Origin of the sequence: Candidatus Pelagibacter sp. Uisw_099_02, assembly GCF_047727625.1 — a bacterium.
GTDB lineage: Bacteria > Pseudomonadota > Alphaproteobacteria > Pelagibacterales > Pelagibacteraceae > Pelagibacter.
In genome coordinates this window covers 1,102,081-1,121,937 of record NZ_CP159822.1, presented here as the reverse complement: position 1 = coordinate 1,121,937, position 19,857 = coordinate 1,102,081, and the positions used below count along the sequence as shown (strand labels likewise).

Sequence of the window (19,857 nt, the reverse complement as noted above, 5' to 3'; positions counted from 1 at the left end):
AATGAGTGAAAAAATTTTAGTACCAGTTCTAGGAGAAAGTATTACTGAGGCGACAGTCGCTAAGTGGCTTAAGCAAGAGGGTGATACAGTTGCAGCTGATGAGGCAATTGTAGAGCTAGAAACTGATAAAGTTAATTTAGAAGTTCCATCTCCCATAGATGGAGTTTTATCTGAAATAAATTCAAAAGATGGAGAGACAGTTGAAGTTGGAGCCTTACTTGGTTCAATAAGTAAAAATGGAACTCAACCATCTGAAAAAAAAATAATTACAAAAATTGAACCTAAAAAAACTGAAAATAATGTAGTCAATTTAGAAATTAAAAAAGAAGTTCCTAAAGTTTTTAAAGGACCTGAAAAGGAAGAACCTTTAATATTAACCAATGAGGTTAAAGAAGAGAAAACTGATTCTTCAAATAAAAATAATGAAATACTTTCACCAGCCGTAAGAAAAATGGTAGTTGAAAATAAAATTGATTTAAAAAAAGTTAGTGGCTCTGGAAAAGAGGGTAGAATTCTTAAAGGTGACCTAATTAATATGATGGGAGAGAACCCACAGCCATCAGAAAGAAAAATTAAATATGGTCAAGAAGAGAGAATTAAAATGTCTAGGCTTAGACAGACAATTGCAAAAAGATTAAAACAAGCACAAGAAAATGCTGCATTATTAACAACCTTTAATGAAGTTGATATGACTGGCATAATGAAAATGAGAAAAGAGAACCAGGAAGATTTCCAAAGTAGGTATGGAATTAAATTAGGGTTTATGTCATTTTTTGTAAAAGCATGTGTTGCTGCACTAAAAATGTATCCATCGGTTAATGCTGAAATTGATGGAGATGAAATTATTTATAAAAATTATTACAATATAAGCTTTGCAGTAGGAACTGAAAAAGGATTAGTAGTACCAGTATTAAGAGATGCTGATCAATTATCATTTGCTGATATCGAAAAAAATATTAAAACTATTTCTGAAAAAGCTAGAGATGGAAAAATAACCATAGAAGACCTTCAAGGTGGAACCTTTACAATTAGTAATGGTGGAGTTTATGGCTCAATGTTATCTACTCCAATATTAAATTTACCTCAATCTGGTGTGTTAGGTATGCACAATATAGTTGAGAGACCAATGGTAGTTGATGGTGAGATTAAGATTAGACCTATTATGTATCTTGCCTTGTCTTATGATCACAGAATTATAGATGGAAAAGAGTCAGTATCGTTCTTAAAAATGGTTAAAGAAAACTTAGAGGATCCAAGAAGGTTGTTTTTAAATATTTAAATGTCAGATAAATTTCAAGCAGTTGTAATAGGTGGTGGTCCAGGAGGTTATGTCTGCGCAATAAGATTGGCACAATTGGGACTTAAAACAGCATGTATAGAATCAAGAGGTTCATTAGGTGGAACTTGTTTAAATGTTGGGTGCATACCTTCTAAAAATTTATTAAATATTTCTGAAAATTATCATAAGGCGCAAAATTTTTCTAAACTTGGCATAGAAGTGGGTGAGGTAAAACTTAATCTTCAAAAAATGATGCAAAATAAGGATAAAGCAGTAACAATATTAACTAAAGGTGTAGAATTTTTATTTAAGAAAAATAAAGTCACTTATTTTAAGGGTACTGGAAGCTTTAAATCTGCAAATAAAATCTCAATATTAGATGATCAAAAAAAAGAAACCATAATTGAAGCAGATAAAACGATAATTAGCACAGGATCTGTACCAATAGAATTGCCAGGAATGGAATTTGATGAAAAAATAATTGTATCTTCAACAGGTGCATTAACTCTGCAATCGGTTCCAAAAAAAATGGTTGTAGTTGGTGGAGGTTATATAGGATTAGAGATGGGATCTGTTTGGTCTAGATTAGGCGCTGAAGTTCATGTGGTAGAATTTCTTGATCATATTACTCCAGGAATGGATAGAGAAATATCCTCAGAATTTATGAAAATTTTAAAGAAACAAGGAATTAACTTTCATATGCAAACTAAAGTAGAGGGAATTACTAAAAACATCAATGGAGCTAGTGTTTCAACATCTGACAAAGATGGAAAAAAAATTAATTTTGATTGTGATGTTGTTCTTATATCTGTAGGCAGAAAACCTAACACTAACAATTTGAATTTAGAAGCAATTGGTGTTGAATTGGATGAAAAGAAAAGAATTATAACAAACAAAAGTTTTCAAACAAATGTAAGTAATGTTTATGCAATTGGTGATGTAATAGATGGACCAATGTTAGCACACAAAGCTGAAGATGAAGGTATTGCAGTTGCAGAAAATATAGCAGGACAATCAGGGCATGTAAATTATGATATTATTCCAGGAGTGGTTTATACAACTCCAGAAGTTGCTTCAGTTGGAAAAACTGAAGAGCAATTAAAAGAAGAAAACATAAAATACAAAATTGGTAGATTTTCGTTTATGGCAAACTCAAGAGCTAAAGCAATTGATGAAGCAGAAGGTTTTGTTAAAATTTTAGCTGATGAAAAAACAGATAAAGTTTTAGGAGCACATATTATAGGACCTCACGCAGGTGAATTAATTGGTGAAATTGGAGTTGCAATGGAGTTTGGTGCAAGTGCTGAAGATATTGCAAGAACGTGTCATGCACATCCAACATTCTCAGAAGCGGTAAAAGAAGCAGCTTTATCAGTAGATAAAAGAGCAATACACTCTTAAAATATTTTCATATTATAAAGATATGAAAGTACCGATTCTTATACCAAATATTTTTAATCATCCCTTTACATACAATTCTGATTTAACTTTAAAAGTTGGGGACTATGTGGTGGTACCCTTTGGAAAGTCAGAGGTGACGGGAGTTGTGTGGGATGACTTTGAAAAAAAAACAAATAAAAATTTTGCAATTAAAACAGTTTTAAGAAAATTAGATGTTCCATCACTAAAGAAAAATACAATTAAATTCTTAAATTGGTTTTCTGAATACAATATGACATCTAAAGGTATGGCATTAAAGTTATTATTACTAAGCAGTGGTGCTATAGAAAAGTTATCAATTGAAGCTTATGAGCCATTCAAAATTGATATCAAAGAGAATGAAATAAAACTTTCTAAAGAGCAAAAAGATTCATTAAAAAAAATGAATGTATTAAATCAAAAATTTAGAGTTCATGTTTTACAAGGCACTACAGGGTCTGGTAAAACGATGGTTTATTTTGAGGCTTTAAAAGAGATAATAAATAAGGGTTTTCAGGGGTTAATTCTACTGCCAGAAATTGGATTAACAGGACAATTTCAAAATAAATTTATAGAATTTTTTGGATTCAAGCCTGCTGTGTGGCACTCAGGTATTACAAAAAAAAATAAAGAAATTATTTGGAGCGGAATAGCAAATGATAAAATTAAAGTTGTAATTGGTGCTCGGTCCTCATTGTTTTTACCTTTTAAAAAACTAGGATTAATCATTGTTGATGAAGAACATGATCAATCTTATAAACAAGATGAGGGAGTAACTTATAATGCGAGAGACATGGCAATTTCTAGAGCATCTTTCGAAAATATTCCAATCAATTTAATAACAGCCATCCCCTCTATTGAAACTTATGACAATATTAAAAAAGGCAAATATAGTTTATCAAAACTTGATCAAAGATATTTAAATGCATCTTTACCAAAATATGAAATAATTAATCTTAATAATTCAAATTTAGAATCTCAATCTTGGATATCAAAAGAAACAATTGAGAAAGTAAAATTTCATCTTGAAAAAAAAGATCAAGTATTATTTTTTTTAAATAGAAGAGGATTTTCACCCCATGTCTTATGTAAAAAATGTTTTACTAGTTATTCATGTCCAAATTGCTCAATAAATTTGGTTTATCACAAAAACAAACAAAACTTATTATGTCACTATTGTGGATACAAAGCCTTACTAAATAGGGACTGCTCGAAAGAAGGAAAATGTGATTTTATTTTTAGTGGGCCTGGAGTTGAAAGGATATCTGAAGAAGTAAAAAAAATTTTTCCCACCAAGGAAACAACTATATTTTCTAGTGATACAATGAATAAAAAAAGTTCAGCAGATGTTTTGGAAAAAATTATAGATAATAAAATTCAAATTTTAATTGGAACTCAATTAATTTCTAAAGGATTCCACTTTCCAAGTTTAAATTGTATTGTTGTTGTTGATATCGATTTATCATCACAAGGTCATGACTTACGAGGTGCAGAAAAGAATTTACAGTTATATCACCAGCTTTCAGGTAGAGCAGGAAGAACAGGAAAGCCAGCAACTGTTTATTTTCAAACTTATAATTTAGATACCAAAATGATAACAGACATTACAAATAAAGATCCTGATATTTTTTTAGATAAAGAACTTGAAATTAGAAGAGAAAATAATCTTCCACCATTTCAGAGATTTATTGCTTTAATAATTACTGGTAGCAATGAAAGAGAACTTGAAAAAGAGGCTTATAAGTTTAAAGTTTTTATAGAAAGTGCTGTCGAAGGTAAAGTTCTCGGCCCTGTGAATGCACCTATATTTAGATTAAAAAGAAAGTTCAGAGTAAGACTTTTGATCAGAGGTAGAAAATCTCTAAAAGTACAGAATTCACTAGCCAAAATCATTGAAAAATTTAAATTTTCCACTGGAATGAAACTAACAGTTGATGTTGATCCAATAAACTTCAATTAACAGTCAAAAAATAACACTTTTAGACAATGTGTGACTTGAAGAGAATAGGGTCATATGTTAATTAAAACGGAAATTTAATAAATCTTCAAATATTTATAAGGAACAATAAATTGAGCAAAAATAAAGGTTTTTCCGAAACATCAGCAGGCAGATATTCCCTGGCGCTTTATGAATTAGCAATAGAAGCTAATAATTTAAGTGAGATCGAGGTTCATTCTGCTTCAATTATTAATTTAATTGCTTCAAGTGAAGATTTTAAATCTTTAATTAAGGATCCAACGAATAACAAAGAAGACCAATTGAATGCTCTAAGTAAAATTTCAGAACAATATAAAATAAATGAATTATTAACTAAATTTTTAAGCTTTCTAATATCTAAAAGAAGATTCTTTTATGTGGATAAAATTCTAAAAAGCTTTGTTGAGACATGTTCAGTCAAAAGAGGTGAATTAAAAGCAGAATTAACTTCTGCAAAAAACCTTACTGAAAATGAAATTAACAATATAAAAGAAGAATTGACTAAAAACTTTAGTTCAAAAATAAAATTAAACTACAAACACGATGCAAGTTTAATTGGGGGTTTGATTGTGCAAGTCGGAAGCACAATGGTGGACACTTCCATTAAAAATAAATTACAACAAATCGAAAATAGGATGATAGAGGCATAAATGGATATAAACCCATCAGAAGTAACAAAGATATTAAAAGAGCAAATTAAAAAATTTGGCGATAAAGCAGAAGTGACTGAAGTTGGTCAAGTTTTGTCAGTAGGAGATGGTATTGCTAGAGTGTACGGATTAGATAATGTTCAAGCTGGAGAGATGGTAGAATTTTCTGATGGATCAAAAGGAATGGCTCTAAACTTAGAAAGCGAAAATGTTGGAGTTGTAATTTTCGGAGACGATAGAAAAATTAAAGAAGGTGACGTTGTTAAAAGAACAGGAAGTATTGTTGATACACCTGTTGGAAAAGAATTATTAGGAAGAGTTGTTGACGGATTAGGAAATCCAATTGATGGCAAAGGTGCTTTAGATAAAGCAACTAAAAGAAGTAGAGTTGAAGTAAAAGCTCCTGGAATTATTCCAAGACAATCTGTTAGTGAACCAATGCAAACAGGCTTAAAATCAATTGACAGTCTAGTTCCAGTTGGAAGAGGACAGCGTGAATTAATTATTGGGGATAGACAAACTGGAAAAACTGCAGTTGCTATTGATGCGATCATTAACCAGAAAAAAATAAATGAATCTGGCAATGAGAAGCAAAAACTTTATTGTATCTATGTCGCTATAGGTCAAAAAAGATCTACAGTTAGACAAATTCAAAAAACTTTAGAAGAAGCTGGTGCAATGGAATATACAACAATTGTAGCTGCTACTGCTTCAGACGCAGCGCCACTTCAGTTTTTAGCACCATATACAGGCTGTACTATGGGTGAATACTATAGAGATAATGGTATGCATGCATTAATCATTTATGATGATTTATCTAAACAGGCTGTAGCTTATAGACAAATGTCACTTTTATTAAGAAGACCTCCGGGAAGAGAAGCTTATCCAGGAGATGTATTTTATTTACACAGCAGATTACTTGAGAGAGCAGCCAAGCTTAGTGATGAGCATGGTGGAGGTTCATTAACCGCTCTTCCAATAATTGAAACGCAAGGTGGAGACGTATCTGCTTTTATTCCTACTAACGTTATATCAATTACAGATGGTCAAATATTTCTTGAAACAGAATTATTTAACCAAGGAATTAGACCAGCGATTAATGTAGGTCTATCAGTTTCTAGAGTTGGATCTGCAGCACAAACAAAAGCAATGAAAAAAGTTTCTGGTTCAATGAAGCTGGAGCTTGCTCAATATAGAGAAATGGCTGCTTTTGCACAATTTGGATCTGATTTAGATGCATCAACACAAAAACTTTTAAATAGAGGTTCAAAGCTAACTGAACTTCTAAAACAAAAACAATATTCTCCTATGACAGTTGCTGAGCAAGTAATTTCAGTTTTCTGTGGAGTTAAAGGTTATTTGGATGATGTAGAACTTAAAGATATTGCTGAGTTCGAATCTAAGATTATTGAAAAATGTAAATCTGAAAAACCAGAAATTTTAGAATCTGTTTTAAGCTCAGGTAAGCTTGAAGAAGATACTGAAAAATCATTAGTTGAAACTATCATGGAACTTAAGAAGAACTTTAATTCTTAAAATATGGCAACACTAGACGACTTAAAAAAAAGAATAGCGAGTGTAAAGTCTACACAAAAAATTACCAAAGCCATGAAAATGGTTGCGGCTGCTAAACTTAGAAGAGCACAAGAAAATGCTGAAAAGGGGAGACCTTATTCTGAAAAAATGAATAACATTATTCTTAATTTATCTAGCGGTATTTCTGATAAGGAAAATGCACCTAAGCTCCTTTCTGGCACAGGTGAAGATAAGGTACATTTATGTATTGTGTTAACATCTGACCGTGGTCTATGTGGTGGTTTTAATACAAACATTATTAAAAAAGCTAAAGCATATTTTAAAAAAATATCTGATGAGGGAAAAACTTTAAAGATTATAACTGTTGGATCTAAGGGATATGATCAATTAAAAAGAGTTTATAAAGATGATATTGTAGAGAGAATATCTTTTAAAGATTCAAAAACTATCAATTATCTAGATGCTGAAAAAGTAGGAAAAATGATAATTGAAAACTTTGAAAAAGAAGAATTTGACGTGTGTACAATTTTTTATAATAAATTTAAAAATGTAATCACTCAAATACCTCAAGAACAACAAATAATTCCTTTAAAAACATCTGAAGCAGAAGAAAATTCTTCTGAAGATAATTATGAATTTGAACCAGATGAAGATGAAATTTTAAGCAATTTATTGCCTAAAAATATATCTACCCAGATTTTTAAAGCAATGTTAGAAAATTCAGCTAGCGAACAGGGTTCAAGAATGAGCGCAATGGATAGTGCAACTCGAAACGCAGGTGAAATGGTTGACAAGCTTACTATTGAGTATAATAGAAGTCGTCAAGCAGCTATTACAAAAGAACTAATTGAAATCATATCAGGAGCGGAAAGTTTATAATTATGAGCAAAGGAAAAATCACACAGATCATTGGAGCAGTAGTAGACGTAAAATTTGATGGAGAATTACCAGAAATTTTATCAGCATTAGAATGTAAAAATGGAGACAACAGATTAGTTTTAGAAGTTGCTCAGCACCTTGGTGAATCAAGTGTTAGAACAATTGCAATGGATGCCACTGAAGGATTAAAAAGAGGAGACGAAGTAACCGCAACAGGTGCTCCCATTCAAGTTCCAGTTGGTCCAGAAACTTTAGGAAGAATTATAAATGTAATAGGTGAACCTATTGATGAAAAAGGTGAAGTTAAAACAAAAGAGAAATGGCCAATTCACAGAGCTGCACCTGAATTTAGTGATCAGTCAACAGAGACAGAAATTCTAGTTACAGGAATTAAAGTAGTTGATCTATTAGCACCATATGCCAAAGGAGGAAAAATTGGTTTATTTGGAGGTGCGGGTGTTGGTAAGACGGTACTTATTATGGAATTAATTAACAACGTAGCAAAAGCTCATGGTGGATTTTCTGTGTTTGCTGGTGTTGGAGAAAGAACTAGAGAAGGAAATGACCTTTATCACGAAATGATAGATTCAGGCGTTATTAAGCCAGAAGGTCCAGGATCAAAAGCTGCACTTGTGTATGGTCAAATGAATGAACCCCCAGGGGCTAGAGCAAGAGTTGCCTTAACAGGTTTAACTGTAGCTGAATATTTTAGAGACCAAGAAGGACAAGATGTATTATTTTTCGTTGATAACATTTTTAGATTTACTCAAGCAGGTTCAGAAGTTTCTGCATTATTAGGAAGAATTCCTTCAGCTGTTGGATATCAGCCTACACTTGCAACAGATATGGGTAACCTTCAAGAAAGAATTACAACAACTAACAAAGGTTCTATTACATCTGTACAAGCGATTTATGTACCAGCAGATGACTTAACTGATCCAGCGCCTGCTACATCTTTTGCTCACCTAGATGCAACAACTGTATTGTCTAGACAAATAGCTGAAATTGGAATTTATCCAGCAGTAGATCCTCTAGATTCTACTTCTAGAATTTTAGATCCTAGAATAGTTGGAGATGAGCATTACAGAGTTGCCAGAGAAGTGCAAAAAATTCTTCAAACTTATAAATCACTACAAGATATTATTGCTATTTTAGGAATGGATGAATTATCTGAGGAAGATAAATTAACAGTAGCTAGAGCTAGAAGAATTCAAAGATTCTTGTCACAACCTTTCTTTGTTGCAGAAGTCTTTACTGGTTCGCCAGGAAAATTAGTAGATTTAGAATCTACGATTAAAGGTTTTGCTGCAATATGTAATGGTGAGTATGATCACTTACCAGAAGCTGCATTTTATATGGTGGGCACGATTGAAGAGGCTGTAGAAAAAGCAGAAAAAATGGCCAAGGAAGCAGCTGCATAATGAGTGAAGAGTTCAAAATAGAAATTGTTAACCCTGAAAAATCTTTTCTTTCAAAAGAGGATGTAATAGAAGTTGTTGTACCTGCTTTTGAGGGAGAAATGGGAATTTTAAAAGACCATATCTCAATTATTTCATTTCTAAAACCAGGTGTTATTAAAATCCTTTCTAAATCTGGAGAAGAAAATTATTATGTTGAAGATGGAATTGTTGAATTTAAGAATAATAATTTATCAGTGTTAACAAGCTCTATTTTTAATGTTAAAGATATTGAGAAGGACAAAATTAGTGAGATGCTTGCACAAGCAGAAGAATATTCAAGAAATAGTGAAATTACCGACCAAAACAAATATCTAGTGGATCAAAAAATTGATGTACTAAAAACTCTTAACTAAGAATTTTTTTTACTTTTTCCTTAACATCTTTGTATACATGCAATTTAAAGTCTACAACAAGGTCAGTTATATTTTCTAGAGCAATCCACTTCCATTCACAAAACTCTGGATTTTTAGTTTTAATATCAATTTCACTATCTTGTCCTAAAAATCTTACTACAAACCATTTTTGTTCCTGACCTCTGTATTTACCTTTCCAAATAATACCCAATAAATTTTTAGGTAACTCATAAGAGATTAGTCCATCTAACTCTTTAATAAGCTCTACATTTTTGATACTGGTTTCTTCTTTTAATTCTCGGTAAGCAGCAGTTAAATAGTCTTCTCCCATAACAACACCACCCTGAGGCATTTGCCAAAAATTTTTTTGATTATCTATTCTTTTTGCAACAAATACTTTATTATCTTTATTTAGTACAACGATTCCAACACCACTTCTAAGAGGTAAATTCTTATTTCTATTTGTCATTTATCCGTTGAGCAATTTTAAAGCAAAGTTTAACTGGTTGTCTGTTTCAGAATTAAATTTAAAGTCTTCCAAACCTTCCATTACCTCTATATCGGGTGTTACACCTACTTTAGAAATAGATTTTCCTGAAGGAAGATAATATTTTGCAATAGTTAATCTAATGGCACCTCTGTTTTTTAATGGAATTATGGATTGAACGGAACCTTTTCCATAGCTATTTTCTCCAAGTATAATAGCTCTTTTGTGATCTTTTAATGCACCTGCCACTATTTCTGATGCTGAAGCAGATCCGTAGTTAATAAGTACAATTAATGTTTTACCGTTTGTTATATCACCTCTTTTAGCAAACCACTTTCTGTTCTCTGAAACTCTTCGACTTTTAGTTGATACAATCTCACCATTTTCTAAAAAAAAATCTGAAATTTTAATTGCCTGAGAAAGCAAACCACCAGGGTTATTTCTTAAATCTAAAATGTATCCTTTTAAATCTTTATTTTTATTAAGTTTATTAACTTTATTTTTAATTTGTTCACTACTATTTTCATTAAAAGAAGTTAGCCTAATGTATCCAATATTATCAATGAGTTCAGATTTAACTGACTGAACTTGAATAATTTCTCTTGTAATATTGAAGATTAAAGATTTTTTAACACCTCGTCTTCTAACAGTTATTTCAATACTAGTCCCAACAAGTCCTCTCATTAAATCAACAGCTTCTATTAATGATTTACCTTGCACCTGCATTCCATTAATTTTTACAATATAGTCTCCTGCTTTTATTCCTGCTCTTGAGGCTGGAGTATTATCAATAGGAGAAATTACTTTTACAACTCCTGCTTCCATACCAATCTCAATGCCAAGGCCACCAAATTTTCCACTTGTCTCAGTCTGCATACCTTCAAAACTTTCGGGTGTCATATATGCAGAATAGGGATCTAGAGATTGTAATAATCCATTTATTGCAGCATCCATACTTTTAGATTGATCAACTTCATCAACATATTCTTTGCTAATTTTTTCAAGGACCTCACCAAATAGATCTATTTTTTTATATAGATCAGAATTTTCAGAAAAACTTTTTTCAAAAATAGATAAACAGATAATAAAAAAAAGAAGGAATCTTTTAATCATACTTATATCATTACTTTTTCTTTGGGAATTAACTCAGACCATATTTTTTCAAGCTCATAAAATTTTCTCTTTTCAGGATTAAATATATGAACAATCAAATCAATACCATCAACCAATTTCCAGTCTGAACTTTCTTTTCCTTCTATTTTGGAACCTCCAACACCATTAGCTTTTAATTTTTCTAATACTTGTTCCGATAAAGCTTGAATATGCCTTGAGGATGTTCCGCTAGCTATGATCATATAGTCTGCCATTGAACTTTTATTCTTAAGATTAATAGAGACTATGTCTAAAGCTTTGTTGGAATCAAGGGTATTTAAGATGATACTTTTTAGGTTTGAATTTTTTTCCATTAATTAAATAAACCTTATCAAAATTTCCTTAATTGAGAAGATGAAATATTGACTTTATTAAACTTAACGAAAGTTAAGTTTTTGTTACTTGTTTCATTAAAGGTTACTGACTTTAATGATTTAGCCTTAAATCCTTGACGGTCAAATACTAGAATATTACATTTTTTTATAATAGATTTCCATTTATACCATTTGTGAAAATTTATGAGGTTATCGGCACCCATAATGAAATAAATTTCATTTTTCTTTTTTTTGTTTAAGTGTTTAATTAAATCAATTGTTTTACTAGAGCCTATCTCTTCTTCATAAAATTTTACTTTAATATATTTATTTTTACCTATCATTTTTTTTGCAAATTGTATTCTACTTCTTAAATTTGATTTACTTTCATCTTTAAAGGGATTTTGCTTTGTAATCGCCCATACAATATTTTTTAGATCAAATCTTTTTTTTGCTTGTTTTGATATTTCCAAATGTCCTTTATGTGCAGGATCAAACGTACCCCCTAAAATACCAATTTTTATTTTTTCAGATTTCAATTTATTTTCTGGTTTGACCATTGCTAACAATCTCATATTTATAAGAAATAAGCTGACCCAAGCCTACAGGCCCTCTCGGAGGAAGAGTATTGGTTGAAATACCAACTTCTCCACCAAATCCAAATTCTTCACCATCAGCAAACTGTGTTGATGTATTATGCATAGCTATTGAGCTTTTGACATTTTTTAAAAATTCTTCAGCAACTTTTTTATTTTTAGTAATAATAGAGTCTGTGTGCATAGTACCATATTTGTTAATATGCTTAATTGCATCTTCACAATTTTTTACAGTTTTTACTGATACTATGGGTGCCAAATATTCTGTAGACCAGTCCCTCTCTTTTGCTAAAGAAATTTTACCTTTATAGTGTTTATTAATAAATGTATCTCCATAGATTTTACAATTGTTTTCTTCAAGTTTTTTTAAAATAGGATTACAAAATTTTTTTACAATTTTTTCATGAAGTAAAATGGTTTCTGTTGCACCACATATACTGGTATTTCTTAATTTAGCATTATGGATGATTTCTATAGCCATCTTTAATTCTGCATCTTTATCAACAAAGGTATGACATAAACCCTCTAAGTGTCCAATAATAGGTACAGATGAAAATTTCTGAACTTTTTTTACTAAGTTTTTTCCACCACGTGGTATGATTACATCAATATAATTTTTCATTTTTGAAAGCATAAAATCTACCATTTTTCTCTCTTTAGAATCTATAAACTGAATAAAGTTTTCATTAATCTTATTTTTTTTAAGAGCTTTTCTAAATAATTTAGCTATAATTCTATTAGTATTTATTGCCTCTGATCCTCCTTTTAAAATCACAGCATTTCCAGACTTAAAACATAAACTAGCAACATCTGAAGTAACATTAGGTCTACTTTCGTATATAACCCCAATAACTCCAATGGGTATAGACACTCTTTCAATCTTTAATCCATTAGGCCTGCTCCATTCCTCAAGAGTGCGATTGACAGGATCTTTTAATTTAATAATTTTATTTATTGAATTTTTTAAATTATCTAATTTTTTATGATCAATAGTGAGTCTATCTATTAAATTATCCTGTAGACCTTTTTCTAGGGCAAATTTTATATCTTTTTTATTTGCTGTGATTATAGAATTTCTCTCTTTATTTAATAGTGAAACATAATTTTTTAAAATTTCATTTTTTATTTTAGTGCTAATTTTTTGAAGAGATGCTTCTCTGGCTTTTTTTCCTATCAAATTCATATATCGAGTCATTTTATATCTCCACCATATCATCTTTATGTATAACTTCAGATTTTGAAACATATCCTAATATTTTTTGAATTTCTTTAGAATGGTGTCCCATAATTCTTAATATTTCATCAGATGAGAATGAGCTTAAGCCTCTAGCACATTCAAAATTTTTCTTATTTAAAACTTTAATATGATCACCTTTTTTAAACTTACCAGATACTTTAGTAATTCCAGCTGCTAATAAACTTTTGCCATTAGAGAGCGCTTGTGTTGCGCCATCATCAATAATAACCTCTCCTTTAGGAGAAATAGAGCTGATAATCCATTTTTTTCTTGCATCTAATTTTGATATTTTTGGCAAGAACCAAGTACAGTTATTATTTTGAATTATTTTTTTAATAGGTCTTATTAATAGGCCATTAGCTATTGCCATCTTGCACCCTGATAGTTGACAGATTTTTGCTGCATCAATTTTAGTTTTCATTCCACCCGTTCCATGTTCACTAATACTTTTGGTTGCAATCTTTTCTATATCTTTATCGATTTTTTTTATTTCTTTTAATAATTTTGCATTTTTATAGATTTTTGGATTCTGAGTATAAAGTCCATCAACATCAGAAAGAAGTATTAGTGAATCAGCCCCAGATATTTGAGCTACTCTAGATGCTAGTCTGTCGTTATCACCATATTTGATTTCTGTAGTTGCTATAGTATCATTTTCATTAACAATGGGCACAAAACCTAATTGAAATAAGTTATCAAAGGTTCTTTTTGCATTCAGCGCTCTCCTTCTTTGTTCTGTATCTTCTAGTGTGAGTAAAATTTGAGATATATTAATTTTTTGTTTAACAAATGTTTTTGAAAACAAATTCATAAGCTCAATTTGTCCTATTGATGCTACAGCCTGACTTTTGTCAATTTTAAGTTTTTTTTTACTTAAGTTAAGTTTTTTACATCCCATTGCAATAGCACCTGAGCTTACAATAATAATTTTTTTATTCTCTTTAATTAACTCATGAATATCTTTGGCAAATTCAGAAAGCCACCTATATCTAATTTTTTTATCCTCATCTATTAATAAAGAAGAACCAATTTTAATTACAATTATTTTGGAGTCCTTAAGATACATATGTGAGTAGTTTAGCTTTGATTTTTGATACAGACCCCTTCTCTAATGTTGAAAGAGTTACCACCTCAGATTTTTTATCTTTTGAAAAGTTTTTCACAATCTCTTCTACTTCTTCTTTATCTAGTAAGTCTATTTTATTTAATACAATTATTATTTTTTTTTCTAGAATCTCTTTACTATAACTACCAAGCTCTTTTTTTACTTGTTGATATGTATTTTCAATATTTTCATCAGTAATATCAATTAAATGCATCAACGTTTTGCACCTTTCTATGTGTTTTAGAAATTGAATTCCAAGACCTACACCCTCATGTGCACCCTCAACTAATCCAGGAATATCTGCTAAAATTATTTCTTTGTCATCATAAGTTGCAACGCCTAGATTTGGATTTAAAGTTGTAAACTTATAATTTGCTATTTTAGGTGTAGCATTTGTAATAGATGCTAATAGGCTAGATTTACCCGCGTTAGGTAACCCAACAATGCCAACATCTGCAATAGTTTTTAGTTGGAGCCAAATTACATACTCTTCACCTATAGCACCCTTTGTAAATTTTTTTGGTGCTCTATTGGTGGAGCTTTTAAATCTGGTATTTCCAAGGCCACCTTTACCTCCTTTAGCAACAACAAACTCTTCACCTTCTTTTTTAAAATCATAAATTAAGGTTTTATTATCCTCTTCAAAAACCTGGGTGCCTATTGGTACTTTTAAAAATAAATTCTCTCCTCCATGACCTGTACGATTTTGTCCAGAACCATTTACTCCTCTTCCAGCTTTATGATGTTGTTGAAATCTATAGTCGATAAGAGTATTTAAATTTCTTTCTGATCTCAAGAATATAGTGCCACCTTTACCGCCATCTCCACCATCTGGTCCACCGTACTCAATAAATTTTTCTCTACGGAAACTAGGAGAGCCATGACCACCATTGCCAGCCTTTACATAAATTTTTACTTGATCTAGAAACTTCATATTACAACTGTTAGTTTTTAGTTGTACTACTAATTGGGTTTTACTGAAACGAATGTTCTGTCTAATCTACCCTTTTTAAATACTACTTTTCCTTCAACAACAGAAAAAATTGAATGATCTTTACCCATTCCTACGTTTTCACCAGGAAAAATTTTTGTTCCTCTTTGTCTAACAATTATATTTCCAGGAATTACTACTTCACCACCATACTTCTTAACGCCTAGTCTACGACCAGCACTATCTCTTCCATTTCTCGATGATCCACCTGCTTTTTTTGTAGCCATAAATTAATTTATTTACTCACTGCTTCAGCTTCTACTTTAGCTTCCACTTTTTCAATTTTTTTAGTTGGTTTAACTATTTTTTTTGCTTCAGATAAAACTTTTCCATCTTTAGAAAAGATTTTATTAATTCTTATTAATGAATATTGCTGTCTATGACCATTTTTTCTTCTAGAATTTTGTCTTCTTCTTTTTTTGAAAATTAATATTGTTCTGTTTTTTCCATTTTCAACAAGGTCTGCTTCAACTTTTGCACCCTCAACTGTTGGTGACCCAACTTCAATATTTTTATCATCGCCATAGGCTAAGATTTCTTTAAATTCTATCTTAGTTTCAAGCTTTGAATCTTCTAATCTTTCAATTTTTAAGATTTCCCCAGCCTTTACTTTGTACTGTTTTCCACCTGTTTGTATGATTGCGTATGACATGTTTTAATTTATTATTTATAAGCAGCAATATAGTCGGGAGCCTATTATAGTCAAGTCTGAATAAGCTAGAAATTGTCCTTTAAATCCCTAAGTTTTGAAAAGGTTTCTACGTTGTTTGACCTTAGAAAAATATTACACTCTAATTCATCTTTGATAGTAGATGGAATAGTCAAAAGGCCAGCTTTTAATTTTATTTTTATATCATTTAATTTAGCTTTGAGATTTTCGTTATTTTCATCATGAATTATACAAAACTTTGAATTTTGTAACGTATATTCATGACCACAAAAAACTTTTGTACTTTTTGGTAGCTCTTTTAGTTTCATCAAAGAATCAAACATTTGAGCGTATGTTCCTTCAAATATTTTTCCGCACCCCAAAGAAAAAAGAGTATCCCCAGTAAAAACAGATTCTTCTTTGTAAAAATAGAAACATATATGACCAAGTGTGTGCCCTGGAATGTGGATTATTTTTGCTTCAAAGTTTTTATATATCCAGGTTTCTTGATCATTTACCATTATATCTATTCCTGGAATTCTTTCCTTGTCTCCTTTATATCCAACAACACTTGCTCCATACTTTTCTTTTAACTTTTGATTTCCACCTACATGATCATAATGATGATGTGTATTTAATATAAATTTTAATTCAATTTTAGTATCTTCTAGATACTTAATAATAGGATCAGCTTCACTGGGGTCAATCACACAAGCAATATTATTCTCTTCATCAATTATTAAATAAGAGTAATTATCTTGCAGGCAGGGTATTATTTGAATCTTCATTTATTTTTCAATTAAGAAAATTCCCAACTCAGCAGATAAGTTTTTTATATTAAGGTTTGCTTCATTAATGGGTGATGTTTTTTCATTGTGAAGAGCTAACGCTTTATCTAATTTAATATTTCTCTCATTACAGAATTTATAAAAATCTTTAATCGTACACATGTGTATATTGGGAGTATTATACCATTCATCAGGTAGATTTTTTGTAATTGGCATTGTTCCTTTAATCAATAAGTGAAATCTTACTTTCCAAAATCCAAAATTTGGGACAGTAACAATAGCTTTTTTCCCTACTCTTAAAAGTTCCTGAATAACTATTTCTGGATTTAGGAAAGCCTGAAGTGTTTGGCTTAATATCACAAAATCGAAAGAGCCATCGGGAAATTGAGAAAGGTCTTTTTCGGCATCTCCCTCGATTACAGTTAGACCCTTACTTACACATTTTTGAGAATTATTTTTAGAAATTTCAATCCCTCTTATATCTATTTCTTTATTTTTTTGTAAAAACTCCATTAAAGTTCCATCTCCACATCCAACATCTAAAACTCTTGTATTTTTTTCAATAAAATCTGAAATTATTTTAAATTCTTGTTTCATCTTTAATTTTTTAAATAGGAATTATTAATATAGTCTTTCAAAGTATTTAAAAACTCAGGAACATTTAAAAGAAATGAATCATGTCCTTTATCTGACTCAATTTCAACAAAAGCAACATCAGCACCTATAGCATTTAAAGCTATGACAATTTCTTTATTTTCAGAAGTTGGGTAAAGCCAGTCAGAAGTAAATGATATCACAAGAAATTTAGTTTTTGTTTTTTCAAAGGCTTTTGATAAATTTCCATTATATTCTTTAGTTAAATCAAAATAATCCATAGCTCTTGTAATATATAAATAGCTATTCGCATCAAACCTATTCACAAATACACTTCCTTGGTGCCTTAAATAACTTTCTATCTGAAAATCTGCATCAAAACTAAATTTTAAATCATCTCTTTCTTGTAATTTTCTCCCAAATTTTTCTTGTAAGCCATTTTTAGATAAATAGGTTATATGAGCGGCCATCCTTGCAACAGATAAGCCTTTATCAGGGTTTTTATTTTGATTTGCATAGTCTCCATTTAACCAATTTGTATCAGCCATTATAGACTGTCTACCAAGTTCGTTAAAAGCAATATTTTGTGCTGAATGACTTGAAGTACAGGCAATCGGAATTGCTATCTTTGCTTTATTAGGAAAATTACTTACAAATTGAAGAACTTGCATGCCACCCATAGATCCACCCATTACTGCAAATAATTTTTCAATTTTAAAAAAATCTAAAAGGTTGTACTGAGCATTTACCATATCATTTATTGTAATAACAGGAAAGGTGGTTCCATATATTTTATTTGTTTCAGAGTTAGTATTACTAGGTCCAAAAGAACCTAAACACCCACCAATTACATTTGCACAAATTACAAAATATTTATCTGTATCAATAGCTTTACCTGGGCCTACAGCATAAGACCACCAACCATCTTTTTTTGTTATTGGGTTTATGCCAGATGCAAACTGATCACCAGTTAAGGCATGAAAGATTAAAATAACATTATCTTTTTTTTCATTAAGAGAACCATAAGTTTCATAAGCCAAAGGAAAATTATTAATAATCTGGCCACAATCTAACTTTAATGGTTTATCAATTATTAAACTTTTTATGTTTATATTTTTATTCATAAATAATGGCTAAAATTGAATTGTGAGAGAAAAAAACATATTTAGCGGTTTTTTTTAAGCGCTCGCAATTCAGTTAAATCAGCGCACTTTTTTTGTACTAGATAGTATTTCTTATGTCAAATATTTTAAAAAATGACTTATTCTGTATGAAATTTTAATATTTTATTTATAAGATTAATAAGATGACAGTTCCAAAGTTTAAAAAATTTAGAATAGAAGCTTATAAGCCAGGAAAATCTAGAATTGGCAAAGCTAAGAATATCATAAAATTATCAGCTAATGAGTCAGCGCTAGGAGTTAGCTCAAATGTAAAAAAGCTTTTAAATAATAAAAATCTAATTTTATCCAAATATCCAGACAGCAAGACACAAGTTTTAAGAAAAGAAATTTCAAATCGGTTTAATTGTGATTTTAATAAGATTATTTGTGGTGCAGGTTCAGATGAGATTATTCAGATGATTTGTCAGCTATATTTAAGACCATCAGATGAGGTGGTTGTACCTCAGTATAGCTTTCTAATGTATAGAATTTATGCACAAATAGTTGGAGCAAAAGTTATTTTTTCTAAAGAAAAAAACTTTAAAGTTTCTGTGACAGAGATAATTAAAAAAGTTACAAAAAAAACAAAAATAGTTTTTATTGCTAACCCAAATAATCCAACTGGAACTTATTTAAATAAATTACAGTTATTAGAATTAAGAAAAAAATTAAAAAAAAATATTTTATTAGTTATGGATGATGCATATTTTGAGTACATGAAGAACAAAGATTATAAATCAAGCTTAGATTTATTTAAAAATAAAGACAATGTAGTTGTAATAAGAACTTTTTCAAAAATTTATGGGTTAGCTTCTTTGAGAGTTGGTTGGGGTTATGGATCAAAAAAAATTATTAATGCAATGAATATAATTAAACCACCATTTAATGTAAATCAAGTAGCACAAGTTGCAGCAACAGTAGCTTTAAAAGATAGAAATTTTATTAGACAATCTGTGAAACATAATATTAAGGAAGCAAATAAAGTTAAAAAATTCTTAGAAAAATTAGACATTTTTTCAAATGAGGTAACTGCTAATTTTTTATTACTAAATTTTGATAAATGTAAATTTTCAGCCAATTATGTTTTAAATAAATTACAATCAAAAGGAGTTATATTAAGATCATTGGAAGATGGTTATAATATTAAAAATAAATTAAGATTAACAATTGGTTCTAAAATAGAGAATACAAAATTTATAAAAGAAATTAAGGTTATATTCAGTTAAT

21 protein-coding genes are annotated in these 19,857 nt (G+C 30.2%); 9 read left to right on the top strand and 12 right to left on the bottom strand.

What is annotated here, in order from left to right; genetic code table 11:
• Window position 1: 1 nt before the first annotated feature.
• The 8 genes from odhB to atpC all read left to right on the top strand — a co-directional run bounded on the left by odhB (window position 2) and on the right by atpC (window position 9,554).
• A complete protein-coding gene (odhB, locus tag ABXT47_RS06030) occupies window positions 2-1,279 on the top strand; it encodes a 2-oxoglutarate dehydrogenase complex dihydrolipoyllysine-residue succinyltransferase (protein WP_415308228.1) in 1,278 nt (425 codons plus the stop codon).
• Entirely contained in the window at window positions 1,280-2,680 is a 1,401-nt protein-coding gene (gene lpdA, locus ABXT47_RS06025) for a dihydrolipoyl dehydrogenase (protein ID WP_415308227.1), read from the top strand.
• A 22-nt stretch (window positions 2,681-2,702) separates the two neighbouring features.
• The gene (gene priA / locus ABXT47_RS06020; protein WP_415308226.1) at window positions 2,703-4,658 is read left to right on the top strand and encodes a primosomal protein N'; all 1,956 of its coding nucleotides are present in this window, start codon (window positions 2,703-2,705) and stop codon (window positions 4,656-4,658) included.
• A 110-nt stretch (window positions 4,659-4,768) separates the two neighbouring features.
• Window positions 4,769-5,326, top strand: a complete 558-nt coding sequence (atpH, locus tag ABXT47_RS06015; protein ID WP_415308225.1) for an ATP synthase F1 subunit delta — start codon at window positions 4,769-4,771, stop codon at window positions 5,324-5,326.
• Window positions 5,327-6,862 carry a F0F1 ATP synthase subunit alpha gene (atpA, locus tag ABXT47_RS06010; protein ID WP_415308224.1) on the top strand — a complete coding sequence of 512 codons (1,536 nt, stop codon included), beginning with the start codon at window positions 5,327-5,329 and terminating at the stop codon, window positions 6,860-6,862.
• A gap of 3 nt (window positions 6,863-6,865) precedes the next feature.
• Window positions 6,866-7,741, top strand: a complete 876-nt coding sequence (locus ABXT47_RS06005) for a F0F1 ATP synthase subunit gamma (RefSeq protein ID WP_415278149.1) — start codon at window positions 6,866-6,868, stop codon at window positions 7,739-7,741.
• Window positions 7,742-7,743: 2 nt separating this feature from the next.
• Entirely contained in the window at window positions 7,744-9,162 is a 1,419-nt protein-coding gene (gene atpD, locus ABXT47_RS06000) for a F0F1 ATP synthase subunit beta (protein ID WP_415308223.1), read from the top strand.
• The gene (atpC, locus tag ABXT47_RS05995) at window positions 9,162-9,554 is read left to right on the top strand and encodes an ATP synthase F1 subunit epsilon (protein ID WP_415308222.1); all 393 of its coding nucleotides are present in this window, start codon (window positions 9,162-9,164) and stop codon (window positions 9,552-9,554) included. The genes atpD and atpC overlap by 1 nt, the downstream gene beginning before the upstream one ends.
• On the opposite strand, the gene ABXT47_RS05990 is transcribed toward atpC, so the two are convergent.
• The 12 genes from ABXT47_RS05990 to metX all read right to left on the bottom strand — a co-directional run bounded on the left by ABXT47_RS05990 (window position 9,547) and on the right by metX (window position 18,591).
• Window positions 9,547-10,023, bottom strand: a complete 477-nt coding sequence (locus ABXT47_RS05990; protein ID WP_415308221.1) for an RNA pyrophosphohydrolase — start codon at window positions 10,021-10,023, stop codon at window positions 9,547-9,549. The two genes, atpC and ABXT47_RS05990, sit on opposite strands and share 8 nt — an antisense overlap.
• Window positions 10,024-11,154: a S41 family peptidase gene (locus ABXT47_RS05985; protein ID WP_415308220.1), complete on the bottom strand. Its 1,131-nt coding sequence runs from the start codon at window positions 11,152-11,154 to the stop codon at window positions 10,024-10,026.
• Window positions 11,155-11,156: 2 nt separating this feature from the next.
• Complete coding sequence (gene rsfS, locus ABXT47_RS05980; RefSeq protein ID WP_415308219.1) at window positions 11,157-11,507, bottom strand: ribosome silencing factor; 351 nt, start codon at window positions 11,505-11,507, stop codon at window positions 11,157-11,159.
• A 17-nt stretch (window positions 11,508-11,524) separates the two neighbouring features.
• Window positions 11,525-12,067, bottom strand: coding sequence for a nicotinate (nicotinamide) nucleotide adenylyltransferase (nadD, locus tag ABXT47_RS05975; RefSeq protein WP_415308218.1), 543 nt, complete (start codon window positions 12,065-12,067; stop codon window positions 11,525-11,527).
• Entirely contained in the window at window positions 12,048-13,298 is a 1,251-nt protein-coding gene (locus ABXT47_RS05970) for a glutamate-5-semialdehyde dehydrogenase (RefSeq protein ID WP_415308217.1), read from the bottom strand. The genes nadD and ABXT47_RS05970 overlap by 20 nt, the downstream gene beginning before the upstream one ends.
• Window position 13,299: 1 nt before the next feature.
• On the bottom strand, window positions 13,300-14,406 hold the full coding sequence (proB, locus tag ABXT47_RS05965) for a glutamate 5-kinase (protein WP_415308216.1): 1,107 nt from the start codon (window positions 14,404-14,406) through the stop codon (window positions 13,300-13,302).
• The gene (gene cgtA / locus ABXT47_RS05960) at window positions 14,396-15,379 is read right to left on the bottom strand and encodes an Obg family GTPase CgtA (RefSeq protein ID WP_415308215.1); all 984 of its coding nucleotides are present in this window, start codon (window positions 15,377-15,379) and stop codon (window positions 14,396-14,398) included. Before cgtA ends, proB begins: the two co-directional genes overlap by 11 nt.
• Window positions 15,380-15,408: 29 nt before the next feature.
• Window positions 15,409-15,663, bottom strand: coding sequence for a 50S ribosomal protein L27 (gene rpmA / locus ABXT47_RS05955; RefSeq protein WP_271525759.1), 255 nt, complete (start codon window positions 15,661-15,663; stop codon window positions 15,409-15,411).
• 8 nt (window positions 15,664-15,671) lie between these two features.
• Window positions 15,672-16,088 (bottom strand): 50S ribosomal protein L21, encoded by a 417-nt coding sequence (rplU, locus tag ABXT47_RS05950; RefSeq protein ID WP_415308214.1) that lies wholly within the window; start codon window positions 16,086-16,088, stop codon window positions 15,672-15,674.
• Between the two features lie 65 nt (window positions 16,089-16,153).
• On the bottom strand, window positions 16,154-16,873 hold the full coding sequence (gloB, locus tag ABXT47_RS05945; protein WP_415308213.1) for a hydroxyacylglutathione hydrolase: 720 nt from the start codon (window positions 16,871-16,873) through the stop codon (window positions 16,154-16,156).
• The gene (gene metW, locus ABXT47_RS05940; RefSeq protein ID WP_415308212.1) at window positions 16,874-17,470 is read right to left on the bottom strand and encodes a methionine biosynthesis protein MetW; all 597 of its coding nucleotides are present in this window, start codon (window positions 17,468-17,470) and stop codon (window positions 16,874-16,876) included.
• Between the two features lie 2 nt (window positions 17,471-17,472).
• Window positions 17,473-18,591, bottom strand: coding sequence for a homoserine O-acetyltransferase MetX (gene metX / locus ABXT47_RS05935; RefSeq protein WP_415308211.1), 1,119 nt, complete (start codon window positions 18,589-18,591; stop codon window positions 17,473-17,475).
• Between the two features lie 182 nt (window positions 18,592-18,773).
• Between metX and hisC the strand changes: the two genes are divergently transcribed.
• Window positions 18,774-19,856 carry a histidinol-phosphate transaminase gene (gene hisC, locus ABXT47_RS05930; RefSeq protein ID WP_415308210.1) on the top strand — a complete coding sequence of 361 codons (1,083 nt, stop codon included), beginning with the start codon at window positions 18,774-18,776 and terminating at the stop codon, window positions 19,854-19,856.
• The last annotated feature ends 1 nt before the right edge of the window (window position 19,857 follow it).